Here is a 19,307-nt window from a genome sequence, read left to right on the forward strand (position 1 = left end):
AACAAAGTGGTTGCACAAACGGGCAAAAAATGGTTCCATGGTTGGCTGGCCGTCGCTCTGTTTATTGCATCGATCGCTGTGTTTCCTGCTCCATCGCGTGCGGCAGGAGAGAATCTGCTCGGTAATCCGGGTTTTGAGTCAGGTGATGTCGGCTGGGAGAAGTGGGGTAGCCCTGTAGTGACTGCCAGTGAAAAGCATGGAGGGGATAAAAGTCTTCAGGTGAAACGGAATACCGGGGGAGCCTCGGCGTCTGTGGCGGTGCAGCAAGGCAAAACCTATCGTGTCGGTTTATGGGTCAAATTCGCCGGAGCAGGAGTGACTCATGCTGTAATTGATATGGATTCATTCGGCACGCAGCAGGGCAAACAAAGTCTTCAGTTCTCGGGTTCGACGAGTTGGGAATACCGTCAGCTGCTGTATACCCCCGCTCCCGGGGATCAGCATGTCCGTCTATCGTTCTGGAACAGCACCAGCAAGGATTACTATATTGACGATGCAGTCATTCGTGAAAATGTGGATATCGAACGGCCGACAACGCCCGGTGTCTGGCAGGCCGAGCATGAGCCGGAAGCGTTAAAGCTGACTTGGGCGGGATCAACGGATGATATGGGCGTAGCATCCTACCAGCTGTCGTACAAAAAAACAGACGCGCCGGACTGGAGCACAGTGACCATACCCCATCAGGAGACAGTCACAATGCACACTTATACGCTAAGTCAGCTGGATCCATTTTCAGTGTACGCTATTATGCTGCGCTCCAAGGATGCGTCAGGTAACATTTCAGATGCGGTGATGGGACTGGAAGCAACTCCGGGGACGAACCTTGTCTCTAATAGCGGTTTCGAGAGCGGAAGTACAGAACCTTGGGAAACCACGGGGACCGTGCAGACAGTAACTTATGACACGTACTCGGGAGGGTATGCGCTAAAGCTCCTGAACCCATCAGGAATTAAGACCTCTGAGATGGCCGCCGAAGGTGATGCTTCTTATCTGGTTTCGTACTGGAGCAGATCTTCAGCTGCCACGTCTGTCCCGCCTGCTACAGTAAGTCTTGCCGTCTATCAGGACAACGACATAATTACGCACCCGCTGCCAGCGGAGGCGTCTTTAGGCTGGAAACGGCTGGAGCAGCAGGTACTCACCGGCGCAGCAGCCCAGTCCATGCATCTTGCAGTGAGTAACACTACGGGTGCGGAGCTGTTCCTTGATCAGGTTGTTGTCGGCAAACTTCCGCAGCTTCCGCTGGAGCTTGCACCCGGGGCACCCGAGGGATTCTCAGTGACGGGTAAGGATGGTGTATCCGCCGATCTGGAATGGGAAGCTTCTACAGGTCCTTTTGGCGTAAAGTCTTACCAGATTTCGTATAAAAAAGCAGCCGATACCGAGTGGCAACATGTAACGGTGCCGTATGTTCCCGGTCAAGCACTGTATGCGTACAAACTGGAGGGCTTGTCCCCGGAAGGTTTGTATGACATCGAGGTGAAGGCGGTCAGCGAAGGCGCTGCGGTGTCAGCTGCGAGTGCGCTCCAGGTGACCACAGAGAAGATGTATCCGGTGAATCCGAATGCTTCAGAAGAGGCGGTGGAGCTGCTGGACCGACTGTATGCCACGGTGGGCAATGCCGTTTATACAGGGCAGCATAATTATTACGAACAACCCAGCCTGTGGTATGACACGGCAGCAGAGCTGACCGGGTATTACCCGGCATTGTGGGGCTCGGATTTCGCCTATTACACCGGCGGGGACTTCGGGGCATTGCGCCAGGCGATGATCGACGAGGCCATTGTGAAAAGCGAAGAGGGAGCCATGGTGACGCTGACCTATCATGAGCCTAGGCCGATGGATGCGCCGACGGCTGGCTGGGAAAGTGTCACGGGCGATGTTACGGTTGCCCAGATGACGGATATCGTAACTCCCGGTACAGCCTTGTATGACCAGTGGGCGGCACAAATGGACGAAGTAGCCTGTTATCTGCAGCAGCTAAGGGATGAAGGAATCCCGGTGCTGTGGCGGCCTTATCACGAGATGAACGCTGAATTCTTCTGGTGGGGGGCGCGTCCCGAGCTGTTCCGGCAGCTGTGGCACAATATGTACGACCGCTTCACCAACCTGCATGGGCTGGACAATTTAATCTGGGTGTGGAGCCCGAATGCGGAAAGCTCCTGGGCCTATGATTCAGCCCCTTATTATCCTGGACATGATGAGGTGGATGTGCTGGCGATGGATATTTACAACAACGATTACCGTGATACGTATTACAACAAGCTGGTGCAGCTGAGCGGCGGCAGACCCATTGCGATCGGAGAGAACGGGGAGCTGCCGGATATGGAGATGCTGCAGGAGAAACAGCCGAGGTACGTATATTTCATGACCTGGTCCGGATATTTGACCGATAAAAATTCACTCAGCGGCATTCAATCTCTTTACAGCCATCCCCGCGCATTAAACAACGGTGAAACCGGAAACGGTCCGTTTGTCCCTCCGCCGGTGGACAGCTATATGATCGATGATTTTGAGGAGTATGGCGGTTCGAACAGCAGTCTGCGTGCGAAATGGCAGCGCAACATCTCAGGCAACGCAGCGACGGTAACACTCGACACCTACCATACGAACAGCGGCACCTACGGCCTGAAGCTGGATTACACGATCGGGAATCCCGGCTACGCGGGGGTCTACCGCAGCATGGGCAAGGAATGGCCGGGGATGGAAGCGATATCCTTCTGGCTGCAGCCGGATGGCTCGAACCGCCAGCTGGCTGTCCAGTTCCATGAGACGAACGGTGAAGTGTGGGAAGCCGGCTTCAAGATCCAAGGTACTGCACCAGTGCTGGTCACTCTTCCATTTACCGGTTTTGCCAAACCGGGGTGGGCCACCAGCGGCAACGGTGTGATTGATCTGGGCTCTATCAAGGAATTTGCTTTCTATGTGGCCCAAGGCAGCGGAACCCAAGGCAGTGGTACGTTGTACATTGACAACGTGAAGGCCATCAAGCTGCCGGAGGAAGAGGAATAGATAATTGGGCCGCATTCAAGCTGCTGATTGTCATCATTGCCAGACCACATTTTTCGTTGACTACGGTACTGGTACGTCCTTCCTGTGCGACATAAGATTAAGGTGTAAAGCAAAGACACAGGAAGGATGACAAATGTGGAAATTGAACCAAGGGCCTTATCTTACAAGAAAGGGAATTCTGTTTCTTCCTGGTCCAGATGGATCAGGCAGTGGGATCTTCAGCTGATGGTTGTACCGGCAATGATCTTTATCTTCGTATTCAGCTATCTGCCGATGTATGGGGTGCTGATGGCCTTTCAGGATTATCAGCTGTTCGGCGGTTTTTTTCAAAGTCCTTGGGTCGGGCTGAAGCACTTTGAGGCATTCTTCAATTCGCCCGACTTCTGGACGGTGATGCGCAACACGATTGTCATCAGCCTGATGAAACTATGCTTCGGATTCCCGGCACCCATCCTGCTGGCACTGATGCTGAATGAGGTGCGGAGGATGGCGTTCAAGCGGATCATTCAGACTGTCAGCTATTTGCCGCATTTTCTCTCCTGGGTCATAGTCGGCGGGTTCGTAGGGTCGATGCTTTCGACGGATAATGGAAGCGTAAACATGCTGCTGATGAGCCTGGATCTTACCTCAGAGCCGATCAGCTTTCTGTCAGTGCCGGAATACTTCTGGGGCATACTCGTTGGAACGGGGGTGTGGAAAGAAATCGGTTTTGCGGCGATTGTCTATCTGGCAGCCATTGCCGGCATTGACCCGCATTTGTATGAAGCCGCTTCCATTGACGGGGCGGGCCGCTTCCAGCAGATTGGGCTAATCACGCTGCCCTGTATCCGGCCGGTTATTATCATCTTTATGATTCTGGCAGTGGGCAACATTCTGAATGCCGGTTTTGAGGACATTCTGATTCTGGCTACCAATCCGATCCTGCGGGACGTCTCGGATGTCATCGACACCTATGTGTACCGCATGGGGATTCTGAACAGCCGTTTCTCTTATGCGGCGGCAGCAGGATTGTTCAAAGCGGTTGTCAGCGTCAGCTTGCTGGCTATCGCCAACAAAGCGGCCAGGAAAATGGGCTCAAGCCTATGGTAAGCAAAGGGACGTCGAATGGGTTTTTGGAAACTTGGTCTAGTGTGGGTACAGTCTATCGGAAAGCGGGGAACAGGTTATGATGAAGCTGTCGCGGGGAGATAAAGTACTGCAAGTGATCATCTATTTCCTGCTGATCCTGCTGGGTTTCGTCACCCTGTATCCCTTCTGGAATTCACTGGTGATCTCCTTCAATACGGGCGCGGATACGGCGTTTGGCGGCATTACATTCTGGCCACGCAGCCCGACGCTCGACAATTATGAAGTGGTGTTCCATGACAGCCGGATCAGTCAGGCGTTCCTGGTCTCCGTTCTGCGGACAATAGCCGGGACGATTCTGTCGGTGCTGTTCACAGCCATTCTGGCTTATGGGTTATCCAGACAGGAGCTGATGGGCCGGAAATTTTTCATGGTGTTCTGCGTCATTACAATGTATTTCAGCGGCGGACTGATTCCAACTTACTTGCTGCTGCGCGAGTTTGGCATGATGGACACCTTCTGGGTGCTGGTGATTCCCGGATTAATCAGCGTATATAACATGATTATTTTCCGGACGTTTTTTCTGGGGCTGCCCGCAGGTCTGGCCGAGTCGGCACGGATTGACGGCTGCAATCACATCGGTGTACTGATCCGGATTATTTTACCGATTTCCGGACCTGTTGTGGCGACCCTGTCACTGTTTACTGCGGTATGGCACTGGAATGACTGGTTCTCGGCCAGTATTTATATCAATAATCCGAATCTCATTCCGATCCAGACTCTGCTGAAGCAGATTTTGAATTCCAATATCGTAACGGATCAGCTGCAGTCCATCGGTGCCAATGCGGCGGCTCAGGACCGGCTGGCGCTGATGAAATCGGTCACATCCAAATCACTGATCATGGCCACAACCATGGTGGCTACCTTGCCGATTATTATGGTCTATCCGTTCCTGCAGAAATATTTTGTCAAAGGTGTGCTGATCGGTTCATTAAAGGAATAGGCGGCTTCACTTGAAGTGAATGGTTTGCTTATGATTCAGAGTTTGCGTGCGTATAGTAAGCATTAGAGAGGGGTTACTCATTTGAAGCGTAACAAGAGCTTGCCAGTAATGACGGCTGTATTGTGTTCGGTGCTGCTGATGTCGGGTTGTGGCGGAGCGAACAATGCAACCGTTCAAAGCACCGCTGAACCGACAAAAGAACCTGTTGCTGCGGAAACTGCCAAAGCTACTGATACTGCGCCTGCCATAGCGGTAGGAAGCACCGTAAAGCCGGTCACTTTCAGTTACTACAGCAATTACGATTGGGACACTACAGAGCCGTGGGGCAAGGATTCCACAACCGCCTGGATTAGAGATACCCTTAAGGTAAATATGACACCCATCCAGTCCAGCGGTGCCGCAGAAACCAAGTTCAGCACGATGATTGCCTCGGGCAGTCTTCCGGATGTTATTATGATGGACCGTGGTGCCAATGTGGAGCGTTTGCGGCAGGCAGGAATGCTTGTGGCGCTGGATGAATACCTTGATCAATATCCGAATCTGAAAAATAATGCCGGTGAAGCCACGCTGGGCATGCTCCGCTCCGACGACGGCAAGCTGTACCAGTTCCCGAACTGGTACACCTCAAGTCCCAATGGCAATGGCGGGTGGATTATCAACCGGAAGATTTATAAAGAGCTGGGTTCCCCGAAGCTGGAAACCTATGATGACCTGTATACCTACCTGAAGCAGGTCAAGGAAAAGTACAGTGATGTGATTCCGCTGGAGATTGGGGCTAAGGGCCGGGGCATTGATACGATGTATGGCGGTTTTGCCGAGAATAAGCCTTATCTGCCCAAGGCGAATCCGGTGGGAAATGCGCTGGAGTCAATTTTTGAGGATCCGATATTCACCGAGAACATGCTGTACGCCAGCAAGCTGTTCCGTGAGAAGCTGATCACCCAGGATGCGTTCACACAAACGGGCAATCAAGTAACAGAGAAGCTTGTGACGGGCAGGGTTGCTGTATTCGTGGAGGGTGATGTGGTCAATCCGGGCCGGGATGCGAACAACGCGCTGCGGACCCTTGATCCGGAGTCCGGGTACGACATCATCTGGCCGATTCATAAGGCAGGGCTTGACGCGAAGAAGATCACTCCGAACAATTACAGCTCGCTCGGCTGGAATGTGCTTGTGATAACGAAGAAAGCGAAGGACCCTGAAGCGATTTTCTCCTATTTGGACTGGGCAACGGGTGAAGAGGGACAGCGTATCCTGAATTTTGGACGCCAGGGCCTTTACTGGGATGAATCGGATGCAGATGGGGTGCCGATTCAGAATGAGGCCGGGCTGAATACGCCACAGGCTGATAAAGACAAGGAAAGAATCGGCCGTTTCAATTGGGTGGGCAACACCACCTTCATTGATCAGACCAAGGCTTTGATGGATGCGCAGCTGCCGGAAGAGAAACAAAATTGGACGACATTGGCCCAGAAAAAAGTCACATGGAATACTTCGAAGAACTTTACAGAGTTTGCGAATCTGGACCCGCTGCCGGATTCGGAAGAGGGAACGATTGCGACGGCTGTCAACGATATCTATCAGGAGGTTTTTGCTAAAGCGCTGTATGCCAAAAGCGATGACGAAGTGCGCTCCCTCTTAAGCAAAGCCAATGAGGATGCTAAACGAGCCGGCTATGACAAGCTGCTTAAATTCCAGACGGAAAGATGGCAAAACAACCTCAGCAAGATGAAATAAATAACGCTAGAGTCTACTGTACCTGTGGGGTATACTGTAACCAAGTATACCCTTTTGCTAAAAAATGTAAGGTTGTATGAGGAACTGCGAGACAGAGTATGGGTTAAGCTCATCTATACAGATTTGAAGGATGGGATGATATGTACAAGGTGCTGCTGGTTGACGATGAACTGCTGGATTTGGAAGGACTGCAGCGCTTCATGAACTGGGAGAGCCTGGGCATGGACGTTTGCGCAGCCGCGAGCAGCGGCTTTGAAGCTCTGGAGGTGCTGAGGTCACAAACCGTGGATATCATCGTCACCGATATCAGAATGCCGATTATGTCGGGGATGGAGCTGGCTCGCAGAGCACTTGCCTTGGAGCTTAACCCAAAGCCGAAGATCATCTTTGTTAGCGGTCATGAGGATTTTCAGTATGCCAAGCAAGCGATTTCGATGAGTGCTTCCGGCTATGTCCTGAAGCCAGTAGATGATGCAGATATGCGCAGGACGCTTGAAGAGGTGCGGGGAATGCTAGACCGGGAACAGGCGCATTCCCATTTGCAACGCTGCTTCTCGGATTCGGAACCCCTGTTGAAGCGGGAGCTGTTCATGCAGCTGCTGGACGACGGCATGCCGGATGCAGACAAGATGCTGCCTCTGCTGCAGCAGGTTGGAATTACCTGGCACCGGACCACTCTGTACACCGCGCTGCTGGAACCGGATGATTTATCCTGGAAACTGAACGGCTTTGTGGAAGAGGCCAAGGCCGAGATGGAGAGAAGACTGGAGACGGCAGTCGGGCAATTTTGTGCACAGGAACGGATTCAGTTCTGCCGGCTGGACCGGTTCCGGTTTGCCCTCATCGTGGAAGAACGGGTGGACAGCAGCCGGCTGCAGGGACTGATTACTATGGCGGTCAGCGGGACACCGCTAACGGTGACTATTGGGGTTGGTCCGCCTGTGACAAGTCTTACAAAGCTGCATCTCTCCTTCCGGCGGGCCAAAGAGGCGCTGGGACTGAAGCTGTTTCTGGGCAAGGGCAAGCTGATTCTCTATACCGATGCCAAAGGTCCGATCTCGGCCACGGCGAAGGATCTGGATGATATTCTGCAGTCTTTATTTCTGGCGGTATCTTCTTACCGCCTAGTCGCTGTCGACGATTGCAATGAGGAACTGTTCGTATGGGTCGGCAAAATGGAAACCAAGCTGGAAATCTACCAGCTGTTTCTGCACATTGTCTCCAAACTGGATGCTTTTTTGCATACGATTAACGAAGACTTTTATATTCTGCTGGGGCTGGACAGAAAACATCTCAGTATTTTATATCAATTTGAGACAACCCAGGATATGAAATCCTGGCTCCGCCGCCGGATGTTTGAGCTCTCTGAACGGCTTCAGCGGAAACGGCAGGGCAAGAAATACAAGCTTATCGAAGAAATTAAAGCCTACATTGAGGTGGAGCTGGAAAATAACGTCATGCTGCGGGATGCGGCGATCCATTTCTCGTTCTCCCCCAATCACCTGGGTCAAATCTTCTACGATGAGACAGGCATTTATTTCTCCGATTATGTCTCCATAAGGCGGCTGGAACGCGTCAAGCTGCTGCTCGGAGATCCGAAGCTGAAGGTCTATGAAGCTGCACACCAGGTCGGATATAAGAATCTGTCTCATTTCAGCAAGCAGTTCAAGGATTATTATGGCGTCAGTCCGGGCGATTACCGGAGGCATCTATAACATGCGCCGCATGCTGAATGTGCCTTTTGGATATAAGCTGATTGTACCTTATGTACTCTGTCTGCTGGTTGCCGTCCTTACCGTCGGCATGTTCGCCTATGCGCATTCCGTGAACTCACTTAGAGAGAAGACACGGGAAAATATACAAGGCACGCTGCAGCAGATACGGGACAACATTCGTTACCGTACGGATGATGTTGAACGGATTTCCAAAATGCTGTATTACAATTACAGTCTGCAGAGCGCTCTGCGCCGCTACGAGCAGGGATGGTACAGCTATGAGACGATGACGAAGACATTGATGCCGACGCTTGAAAATCTTCTGAATTACACAGCCAGCAATATCGGCTTGTCCCTTTACCTCCAGAACGATACCCTTCCGGAATTATACTACACAGATATTGATCAGAATCCGCTGCTTTCGATTAAACGTTATGAGATTTATCATCTGAAACGGATACAGGAGACAGACTGGTACCGTGAATTGGAGTTCCAAGGAAGCATGGCGGACCAAAGACTCTGGCGCCAGATTCTGCGTGATGAGAGCTACGGCAATATTTCGCTGCTGCAACAGTTGTACGATGTCCATCGGGGGCAGAACATCGGGCTGGTTCGCGTGACTGTCCAAATAAGCGACCTGCTGGACTCCGTGGATTATCACAAGATTGGAGAGCACACGACTCTTGAAGTGCTGGACGGCAGCGGAAATGTGGTGCTGGAATCAGCCCCGGTAGCGGAGGAACTGAAGGGTTCCCGGACCGGAAACCGGCTGCTGCTGAGTGAACCCCTGAACGGCCTGGGCTGGGAGCTGCGGGCCTACATTCCGAACAGCCTGTTCGACGAAAGTGCGAATAACGTGCGGAGGATGACATTGATCGTCTGCCTGATCAGCGCTTTTGTGCTGGCTTTCCTGGGTATTGGAGTCTCCAGTTATTTTTCCCGCCGAATCCAAAAAATTGTTGGTTCACTGAATGCTTTTCGCGATGGCGACTTCCAGAAAAGAATCCACTATAAAGGAAACGATGAACTGGCACAGATTGCTGCAGCGTTTAACCGGATGGGCAGCAATATCGAAGAGCTGATCCACAAAAACTATGTTGCCGGTCTCCAGAAAAAAGAAGCGGAGCTGGAATCGCTCCAGGCGCAGATCAATCCCCATTTTCTATATAATACCCTGTCCTCGATCAACCGTCTGGCACAATTCGGAGATATTCAGAAGCTGCACATTCTCGTTCAGGAATTGGCGAAATTCTACCGGCTCTCCTTGAACCGCGGGGAAATTCTCACTACAGTCGGCAAGGAAATTGAACATGCCAAAGCCTATATTGCCATTCAGTGCATCAAATATGGCAACCGGCTGTCCGTCTATTATGATATTGATCCTGCGGCGCTTGATTATATGACCGTCAAGCTGATTTTGCAGCCGATGCTTGAGAATGCGCTAGAGCATGCCTGGTTCGGAAGTACGATCGGAATCCGGCTTGTCGTGGAGAAGCGGGAAACGGACATTATATTCAAAATTATTGATAATGGTGTGGGCATGAACGCTGACACCATAGAGCAGATTCTGGCACCGGAAGGACCCCGGATCGGCTACGGCATCCGCAATGTCGATTCCCGGATCAAACTGCATGGAGGGAACGGGTACGGCGTAGCTATCGCCAGCCGATCCGGAATAGGTACCTGTATACAGATCACCATCCCCTGCCGGATGTAGCCCGTTACTGGCCTCATCCGCTTTAAAGGAGTTCGGATTTCATTGAAGACCTTAACCACGGATTGTTATGAAATCACACTGGAAGGCCATGCTGACGGATTCGATACTTCGCTTGCTCTTGAGAGCGGGGAAGACAGCTTGCAATATGTCCGGCTAACGCTTAAATCTCCCGTTCAGGCAGTTCCTGCTGCTCTTTCACTGCGCTGGAGCTGCCCCGCGCTGGATGTTCAAGGCTTATGGCATCCGGCAGCCGGACGCAGCAGAGAACTGATTCCCGACTGGTTCGAAGGTTTCGCTTCGAGGTCCACCTCCTCTGCACCAGTTGTATGTCTGTACGGCAACACGGGTAACAATGTCCTGAGCTTCGCCTGCTCAGATGTCCTGCATCCGCTGCGGCTGCATGCAGGTCTTCATGAGGAGACGGCCACCTTTCATTGCGCTGTGACGCTGTTCACGGAGCCATGCTCTCCGTTTACAGATTATGAGGTTGTCCTGCGTCTGGATTCCCGCAACATCCCCTATTATGAATCGCTGGCGATGGTGGCAGAGTGGTGGGCTGGCCTTCAAGGAAACAAGCCATCAGCGGTGCCGGATGCTGCCAGGGAGCCAATGTACTCCACCTGGTACAGCTTTCATCAGCAGCTGACGGCAGAAGAGATAGAAGCCGAGTGTAGAATTGCGGCAGAGCTGGGCTGCAAGGCGGTTATCGTAGACGATGGATGGCAGACCGAGGATGAGGCAAGAGGTTATGCCTACTGCGGAGACTGGCGGATCAGTCCCGGTAAAATACCGGATATGAAGGCCCATGTGGCCGTGGTCCATGAGCTGGGACTGAAATATTTGCTCTGGTATGCCGTGCCATTCATCGGTAAGCACAGTGAGGTTTGGCAGACCTTCGGTGACAAGCTGCTGTATTACGACGATGGGGTTGGAGCTGGAGTTGTCGATCCGCGTTATCCGGAAGTGCGGGCTTACCTGACCTCCATCTATGAACAGGCGCTGGTGGAGTGGGATCTTGACGGCTTTAAGCTCGACTTTGTAGACAGCTTTTATGAGGTACAGACCCTGGATGCTCAAGCGCAGAATGGGAGCGGACGCGATACCCATTCCGTGCCGGAAGCTGTTGATATGCTGCTCAGCGGCGTGATCTCCCGTCTGCGGCAGCTGAAACCGGAGATTTTGATCGAATTCCGCCAAAATTACATCGGACCGCTGATGCGCAAATACGGCAATATGTTCCGTGCCGGCGACTGCCCGAATGATGCTCTGCAGAACCGGATCAAAACACTGGATATCCGCCTGATCTGCGGCGGCACTGCGGCTCATGCCGATATGCTGATGTGGCATCCGAAGGAGTCTGCGGCTAATGCCGCGCTGCAGTTTATCAATGTGTTGTTCTCCGTTCCGCAGATTTCGGTCCGGCTGGACCGGCTCCCGCGGCCGCATTTGGAGATGCTGGCCTTTTGGCTGTCATTCTGGCGCCAGCATCGGGATGTGCTGTTAGACGGATCTCTAGAACCGTATCATCCCGAACTGCTGTATCCGCTGGTCATTGCCCGCACGTCTCAGAAGTGGGCAATGGCTGCCTATCAGGATACGGTTATTCCCTTGAGCGGGGACCTGCCAGATCTGGTTTTGATTATAAACGGTACCTTGCTCTCCCGTATCGTAGTGGAACTGGACCGGGAATCCGGTCAACGGGAGGTCATTGTCCGGGATTGCCAGGGAAACGTGGTTTCGATACAGTCAATGGCTTGGAACAGCGGGGTTTACGCCATGGAGGTTCCGCCGGCGGGGGTTATCACGATTCGTGCTGTTCTGGCGGAGTGACGAGCAAGTAAACCAGTACGTCCATAGGGATAGAATCGTATTATAACCGCTGATTGAATCAGGAATGAGCATAGATGCTGCCGATCCAGTCGATGTGGTGGAATGAGCGCGGATGTTGTGATCCAGCTGGAGTGGTGGAATGAGTGTGGTTGCCTTGATCCAACAGATCTAGTGGAAAGAGTGTAGAAGCCGCTGGCACATTTCGGCAGCGGTTTTTTGCCACACGGAGGCGGTTAGGAGGAAGGCATGCAATGAGCGGTTGTATAACATCAAACTACTGTCTCATAACACCGATCTTTTTTAACGGGAAAAGTTACCGCTAGGTAAAACTGAACAATCTGATTGGAGTAACTAGCGGGAATTTCGCCTGCTAATAATTCTTATAACAATAGAATTTTAATATTCATCAATATTAACGGTACGGATTCCCGCTACATAGTTCAAAAGAAGGATATATTCATAATTAGCGGGTGATATTCCCGCTACAAATGTTTAAGCATTTTTGATTAGGCGGTGGATGATTTTTACAGGTTGGACCTTATCTGTTTTGGTGTTTTTGATAATTGGTGTTGTTAATGTTTGAAGTCATTCATGAACTTGTTAAGATTGATGTTATTGATGAAGTAAATGTCCATGATATAATAGATAGAAGCAATTACGTGCAAAAAATCGGTAGCTAAGAGGGGCTGCCGGAAAGGTTGATGAAGGATGCAAATAACCAAAACGAATGCCATGCGGATGCTGGATGCCAAGGGAATTGGCTATGAAATACATAGCTATGATAATGAGGATGGGGCCATCCACGGAACTGCGGTAGCCGGGAAGATTGGCAGACCGCCGGAAACCGTCTTTAAGACGCTGGTCTCGCATAGCGGAGCAAACCTGTATGTGTTTGTCATTCCGGTTGCCGAAGAGCTCGATCTGAAGAAAGCCGCGAGAGCTGCGGGTGAGAAGAAGATTGAAATGCTCCCGCTGAAGGATCTGTTGAAATGGACCGGTTATGTCCGGGGCGGCTGTTCGCCAGTCGGGATGAAAAAGCTGTATCCGACCTATATCGAGCAAAGCGCGGAGGAGCTGGGGAGCATAGCGGTTAGTGGCGGTAAGATCGGTATGCAGATTGAGCTTGCACCGGATGAACTCGCCGGAATGGTCAATGCGAAGTATTGCGATCTGATTAAATAGAATGAAGCAGAAAAAGCAGCGGCCCGGGGAAGCTTGGGCCGCTGTCTTTTTGTGTCTGCTCTTAAAAATGTGCTGCCAGAATCCCCAGATATTCCTTCAGTGCGATTCCGGTGTTCTCCGCTGAACCGGGGGAAGGGGAGAACTTGCCGGGATAGAAGGAAGATTCCCGGCTGGCAATGTAATCAGTGGGAAAGGCCAGCGGAGATAGCCCGGCATGTTCAAACTCCAGCATGGCACGCGCCATATGAAAGCCTGAGGTTACAAGCACGGGACGGCTAAAGCCGTGAGCCTTCATCAGCGCAGCCGTATTTACGGCATTTTGCTCTGTGTTCAGCGACTGGTTCTCCGCCAGTACATCAGCCTCGGGGATTCCTAACCCGATGAACTGGCGTTTGGCGATGTCAGCTTCATTCCCGCTATCGGCATAGACCTGTCCGCCGGAGAATAGAATCGGCAGCCCGGTCTCGCGGTACAGCCGCGCAGCAGTCAGCAGCCGGTTCGCCGCCGGTCCCAGCAGGTTGCCTTCACCGTCCAGATCCCGGTTGCCGGAGGAAGCGCCGCCGCCTAGCACCACAATAACATCGCCGTCAATGGTGTTTGGCTGGTCATATTTCCGCTCCAGACTGCCGATTAGCGGATCGGCAATCAGGCTGGTCATGGACAGGTAGAGTAACAGCGTGATGCCCAGCAGCACCAGGGCGGGGCGGCGGTTTTTTCGCCATAACCACACGGCTACCGCGGCGAACAACAGTACAAACAGGCCCGGCGGCAGAATGAAGCTGTAGACGAATTTAATAATATAGATCAGCAGGATCAACCTCCGTTCCCTTTATATGTATACTCTATAGCCGTATTGTACCACGTAAGCTCCCCATATAGATGCTTAAGACATCTTAAAAAACTGCGCTTATCTGTTAAAAAAGCTGCACCCGGCATTCCTTTCTTCCGTGGTAAAGTATAGGTGGAGCAATCTGGTTATAATGACACTGTACAATAGGGGAAGCTAGTCTGCTAAGATGGGAACTAATGAACGAACATACAAGCGGAGGGAAAGCGATGAACAGAAATATTCGGGTGCTGCTGGCGGATGATGAACCGGTAATCCTGCGCGGGCTCAAGAAGCTTATTTCCTGGGATGCGCTTGGTCTGGATATTGTCGGAGAAGCGTGTGACGGCATTGAGCTGAAATCAATGATAGCTGCCTGCAATCCCGACCTTGTAATTAGCGACATCAGCATGCCGGGATTTACCGGAATTGATATTATACGCGATATTCATGAGTCGGGGCTTCCGATCAAGGTGGTGTTTATCAGCGCCTATCAGGAGTTTTCGTACGCCCGGCAAGCCCTGCAGTACGGGGCTCTTGATTATCTGGTGAAGCCGGTGAACACCGGTCAGCTGGAGCAGGTCGTGAGCAGAGCCGTCGCCGTAATCCGCCAGGAAACGGAAGAAGAGCGGAACAAGGAAATGCTCAAATCCTATGAACGGAAGAATCATTCCGTAACCATTGAAGAATTGCTCGAACAGATTACCGACGGCAGCAAAGGAGCGGCGGCGGCACTGGCACGAATGGGCAATATAGCCATCAGCCGTTATGCCACCGTATGTGTCGTGGAGATTGACGAATACAGCGGGATGCCCACCCGCTGGGAGGAACGCGAACGCAAGCTGGTAGAATTCGCTTTGTCCAACATTATCAAGGAAGCCGTAGAAGAGGCGGGCAGCGGTTATGTGTTCCGCAAAGGAGAGCGCTTCGGGATACTGCTTCAACACGAGCATGAAGGGGAGCCGCAGCGCTTGATGGAAGATCTTCACCACAAAATCAACAGCTTTCTGAAGCTGCAGGTGTCTATCGGTGTCGGCAAGTCCGTGAGTGGCATCGAAGAGGCGGTGGAATCTTACCGCAGTGCGCTCAAAGGCCTCAAGGCCCGATATTTTGCCGGATTAAACCGGGTTATCCCGGATATTGCGGAGCGCCAGGAAGCCTCGTTCCCATTATCCGAATTGGTCTCCCTACAAGCTTCACTTTCGGAAGCGCTTAAATCGCTGGATAAGGAGCAGCTTGCTGAGAGCTCCGGGAAACTGCAGGAAGCGGTACAGCTTCTGTCAGGAGACAGCCGGAATCAGGCGGTTTCCCATATCTACAATGCCATTATTCAGCTGGAGCAGGAGCTTGTCGGCTATGGTGTGGACGCCGGGCTGCTGGTTCAGGACGACAAGCCTCTGCTGGAGATATTGACCGATGCGCCAACCTATGCTGAGCTGCAGCAGTCATTTGAGGATGTCGTCAATAAGATGTATGACCAGCTGGCCTGTAAGGCTGGCGGGAAAGAGATGCCGCAGCTCATGCAGGTGAAGGCTTATGTGGAAGAGCATTATGCGGAGAACATTACTCTGGAGTCAACAGCGTCACTGGTTTATATGAATCCATATTATTTCAGCAGTTTCTTCAAAAAGCATACCGGGCAAAATTTCAAATCCTATCTCACAGAAGTCAGAATGGGCCATGCGCTGCGCCTGCTGCTGCAGAGCGACCTGATGGTGTATGAAATTGCCGAACTGGTGGGTTATAATAATGCCCGGCATTTCAGTGATATGTTCAAGAAGAAATATGGCAAGCTGCCGCAGGAATATAAACATTCAGTCAGAAATTAACAGATATTTTTCTTAGAGAAAAGAGGGGTGTTCGTGTTGATCTGGGGACGCAGATCCAAGAGCATTTTCGTGAAGTTTTCCGCTTCCTTTTTATTGGTCGGGCTGATACCGCTGCTTGCACTCAGCTTCTTCTCCGTGAAGACCTTCTCCGGCTATGTGGAGCGCTATACTACCAGTAATTTGCAGCAGATGGTACTGTATATGAGCTACAATCTGAATACCGCATTTAATCAATATAATGAAACCTCTAAGCTGATGTATACCGGCCGTTATGAAGGTTTTATTGAGAGCTATACACAGAACCAGGCGACCAATGTCAATGAGCGGGAGCAGATCAACACCATTCCGATCGACTCCTTTCTGAAGACGCTGCTATTCAGCGATCCTTATATTACAGGAGTGCAATTTGTCCGCCAGTCTGACGGCAAGATATATTCCCAGGAGAAAGAGAACCGGTCGTTGTCCGGTGAACCGGTCCCAATCCCGGCATGGCTGGCGAAGATGGAAGAGAACCCCTCGAAGGTAGAAATCTTTCCTACACATATAGATAACTATTTCTTCCAGTCGCAAAGACAAGTGTTCACCATCGGGCGCAGTCTGATTGATACCTCAGGGCGTGTGACTAAAGAACCGAAGGTTGTAGGAACACTTTTTCTCGATATCGATACCGCTTTGTTCCAGCAGTTCTTCAGAGAGCTGAATCTTGGGGAGAAGGATGAACTGTATTTGCTGGACGGTGAAGGCAGAGTCTATTTCAGCAATCAAAAAGAGACTTCAGACGTCATCGCACAGCCAGTTCAGCAGAACAATGAAATGATTATCCTCAGTGAGGATATCCCTTTCTTGCAGGGAAAGTTAATCGCCAAGATCCACCGGGGCAGCTTGTTCGAGCAGCTTCTGTCTGCCAGAACCACCGTATACATCGCCATTCTGATCTGTGCCTTTGTAATGATTATTATGGGGGTCTGGTTTTCCCGCAGGCTTGCCGCTCCGATCCGTGAACTCATAAAGCAGATGACGGTGGTGGAATCGGGCAAACTGGACATTCAGGTCAGCGTGAACACCAATGATGAAATGGGCCGGCTGGCGCATGGATTCAACCGGATGGTGGAGCGGCTGCAGGTCTATATTGATGAGGCGTACGTGGCCCAGATCAAGCAGAAGCAAACAGAGCTGAATGCGCTGAAAAGCCAGATCCGCCCCCATTATCTATATAATACGCTTGAAGTTATCCGTATGAATGCGGTGGACAAGGAAGCCGGGGAAGTAGCCGATATGATTCTTGCCCTCTCCAACCAGCTGAAATATGTCATTGATTACGGGGAAGACCGTGTAAGCCTTGGCAGTGAGCTGGAGCATTTGCAGAATTACTTTTATATTATTTCCGTCCGTTTTGAGAACCGGTATGAGCTTCATCTGGACATTGCTGCTGACATTCAGATGGATTGGCAGATTCTGAAACTTTCGCTGCAGCCCATTGTGGAGAATGCGGTTCAGCACGGCCTGCGGCTAAAAGGAAAAGGTAAGGTAGGCATCACGGTGGAACGTCGGGGGAATGTCCTTGCGGTCACCGTGTACGATGATGGTATCGGCATGAACAGGGAAGAACTGGCGCGTATTACCCAATCATTGAATGACGCCGAAGCCCCCAGCAAAAATGTTGGTTTGAAAAATGTGCATGAGCGTATCCGATCCAGCTTCGGTGAGGCGTACGGATTGTCCGTCAGCAGCCGTGAGCATATAGGGACCTCCATTACACTGCTGTTTCCGATTAGCGAATAATCCCACATTACATCCGGGAGGTCCCTGCTTATGTTCTGTAAAAAAATGTTTAACCTGCTGTCTTTACTGCTGCTAATGACCACCGGCATTCTGACAGCTTGTGAAAGTAATCATGGCTATAACGGTAATTCTGCGAATCATGGGGCTGACGTTACAGGAGCTGACGATGCTGAAGCAGAGAGCGGGAGAAAGGTTCAATTCAGCATCGCTTATGCAGCCGGTGACCCGGCAACCAGACAGGCTATTGCGGCGGCGATCAAAAGCTACATGCAGCTCTATCCCCATGTGATGATCAACGATGTTGCCGAGATGTCCTCAAACGCTTACCTGGATTGGCTGAAAATCAAGGATGCGGTGGGCGAGTTTCCGGATTTGGTTGAAATGCGTGATACCGAAGCCTTTGCTGCTGCCGACAAAATTGTCCCGCTGCCGTCCGATTTAGTGGAACTGTTCGATCACCCGCCGCAGGTAGAGGGCAAGGTCTGGAACGCACCGCTTTTCATAAACATGCCAGAAGGGATTATCTATAGTAAAAAAGCCTATGCCGCTGCCGGGATTACCGGGCTGCCGGCAACTTACGATGAATTCCTGGACATCCAGGAAAAGCTGAAATCGAGCGGCATTACTCCCCTGGTTGTCGGCGGTAAGGATATATTCCACATGGGCTTCTGGGTGAATAAATTTCTGATTGATGAGGTGTACGCCAAGGACCCGGACTGGAACTCCAAGCGTACTGCGGGAATCGTCAGCTTCACAGATGATAATGTGATTCAGGCGATGAGTGATTTTAAGGATCTGTTCACTAATTATGTGAATAAAGACTGGCTCAGCACCGGAGATAACGAGACGGCTTCCATTCTCGTATCCGGCAAGGCGGCACAGCTCTTCTCCGGAACCTGGATGTTCTCGCAGATAGAGGAGGCTGATCCAAGCTTCGAATATGGCTTTTATGCTGTACCAGACCGTAAAGGCAACATAAATATTGTGGGACTGCCGTCTCCCTCAGGCTGGTCCTTGTCGGCGGAAGCCGCAGGTGACCCTGACAAAAGAGAGGCGATTAAAGACTTTATCCGGTTTTTCTTTGCCCCCGAACAATATTCCTCCTTCCTGGCCCGGCTGAACGTGATTCCCTCAACCACAGACAAGATTACCTATAATACGGGTGAACAAATGAAGGCAGCTCTGGACCTGATCAAGGATCCGAAGGTGATCAAATCACTGAAGATCAACAACTGGTGGGGCAGCAATCTTATCCCTCAGCAGTTCCGCAACTGGTACTACAAGCTGCTGCAGGAGATGGTAGTGAAGGGGGGCAGCGTAAGAGATTATATGAAGCTAGCGGATGCAGAATACGACAGGCAGGTAAAGGAAAACCAGCCTTAATAAGGGCAAGTATCTTGAAGAAACTTGATTATAAAGTAGCCTATTTATACAGACGGAGGTCCCCGGACCTCTGTTTTTTTGAGTTTTTTGGGAATGGACCAGCCATTGCTGCTTGGTTATTTCTCTTAAATTTACCGCACATGAGCCTTAAGAAACTTCATTCTAACCCGAATCGGCGGGTGCTATGCTAGTAGCAAGGAAACGCTTTCGAAAAGATGATGCGCAC

The 19,307-nt window shown here is 51.3% G+C and carries 12 protein-coding genes; 11 read left to right on the forward strand and 1 reads right to left on the reverse strand.

The genetic code is table 11. From position 1 onward, the window contains the following. Positions 1–6: 6 nt before the first annotated feature. The 8 genes from AC3WT9_RS01835 (at position 7) to ybaK (ending at position 13,261) form a co-directional block, all read left to right on the forward strand. Positions 7–3,012 (forward strand): glycosyl hydrolase, encoded by a 3,006-nt coding sequence (locus tag AC3WT9_RS01835; RefSeq protein ID WP_492407248.1) that lies wholly within the window; start codon positions 7–9, stop codon positions 3,010–3,012. A 225-nt stretch (positions 3,013–3,237) separates the two neighbouring features. After that, on the forward strand, positions 3,238–4,101 hold the full coding sequence (locus AC3WT9_RS01840) for an ABC transporter permease (RefSeq protein WP_445745038.1): 864 nt from the start codon (positions 3,238–3,240) through the stop codon (positions 4,099–4,101). Positions 4,102–4,177: 76 nt separating this feature from the next. Further along, on the forward strand, positions 4,178–5,080 hold the full coding sequence (locus tag AC3WT9_RS01845) for a carbohydrate ABC transporter permease (protein WP_341378902.1): 903 nt from the start codon (positions 4,178–4,180) through the stop codon (positions 5,078–5,080). 108 nt (positions 5,081–5,188) lie between these two features. Continuing rightward, the gene (locus AC3WT9_RS01850; RefSeq protein WP_445935391.1) at positions 5,189–6,817 is read left to right on the forward strand and encodes an extracellular solute-binding protein; all 1,629 of its coding nucleotides are present in this window, start codon (positions 5,189–5,191) and stop codon (positions 6,815–6,817) included. A 140-nt stretch (positions 6,818–6,957) separates the two neighbouring features. Beyond that, positions 6,958–8,532 (forward strand): response regulator, encoded by a 1,575-nt coding sequence (locus tag AC3WT9_RS01855; protein ID WP_341378899.1) that lies wholly within the window; start codon positions 6,958–6,960, stop codon positions 8,530–8,532. Next, on the forward strand, positions 8,495–10,249 hold the full coding sequence (locus AC3WT9_RS01860) for a sensor histidine kinase (protein WP_341093904.1): 1,755 nt from the start codon (positions 8,495–8,497) through the stop codon (positions 10,247–10,249). Before AC3WT9_RS01855 ends, AC3WT9_RS01860 begins: the two co-directional genes overlap by 38 nt. Before the next feature lie 42 nt (positions 10,250–10,291). Next, entirely contained in the window at positions 10,292–12,079 is a 1,788-nt protein-coding gene (locus tag AC3WT9_RS01865; RefSeq protein ID WP_341378898.1) for a glycoside hydrolase family 36 protein, read from the forward strand. 708 nt (positions 12,080–12,787) lie between these two features. Next, positions 12,788–13,261 carry a Cys-tRNA(Pro) deacylase gene (gene ybaK / locus AC3WT9_RS01870; protein ID WP_341378897.1) on the forward strand — a complete coding sequence of 158 codons (474 nt, stop codon included), beginning with the start codon at positions 12,788–12,790 and terminating at the stop codon, positions 13,259–13,261. Between the two features lie 61 nt (positions 13,262–13,322). Here the strand turns inward: ybaK and AC3WT9_RS01875 are convergent, their stop codons facing one another. Next, positions 13,323–14,069, reverse strand: a complete 747-nt coding sequence (locus AC3WT9_RS01875) for a YdcF family protein (RefSeq protein ID WP_341097702.1) — start codon at positions 14,067–14,069, stop codon at positions 13,323–13,325. Positions 14,070–14,317: 248 nt separating this feature from the next. On the opposite strand from AC3WT9_RS01875, the gene AC3WT9_RS01880 reads away from it, so the two are divergent. Genes AC3WT9_RS01880 through AC3WT9_RS01890 form a run of 3 tightly spaced genes read left to right on the forward strand, consistent with a single transcriptional unit; the run spans position 14,318 to position 19,081 of the window. Then, positions 14,318–15,916 (forward strand): response regulator, encoded by a 1,599-nt coding sequence (locus AC3WT9_RS01880; protein ID WP_341093902.1) that lies wholly within the window; start codon positions 14,318–14,320, stop codon positions 15,914–15,916. 33 nt (positions 15,917–15,949) lie between these two features. Beyond that, the gene (locus tag AC3WT9_RS01885) at positions 15,950–17,698 is read left to right on the forward strand and encodes a cache domain-containing sensor histidine kinase (RefSeq protein ID WP_341093901.1); all 1,749 of its coding nucleotides are present in this window, start codon (positions 15,950–15,952) and stop codon (positions 17,696–17,698) included. Between the two features lie 30 nt (positions 17,699–17,728). Then, entirely contained in the window at positions 17,729–19,081 is a 1,353-nt protein-coding gene (locus tag AC3WT9_RS01890; protein ID WP_341093900.1) for an ABC transporter substrate-binding protein, read from the forward strand. Positions 19,082–19,307 lie beyond the last annotated feature (226 nt).

Source organism: Paenibacillus sp. EB106-06-01-XG199 (genome assembly GCF_058791575.1).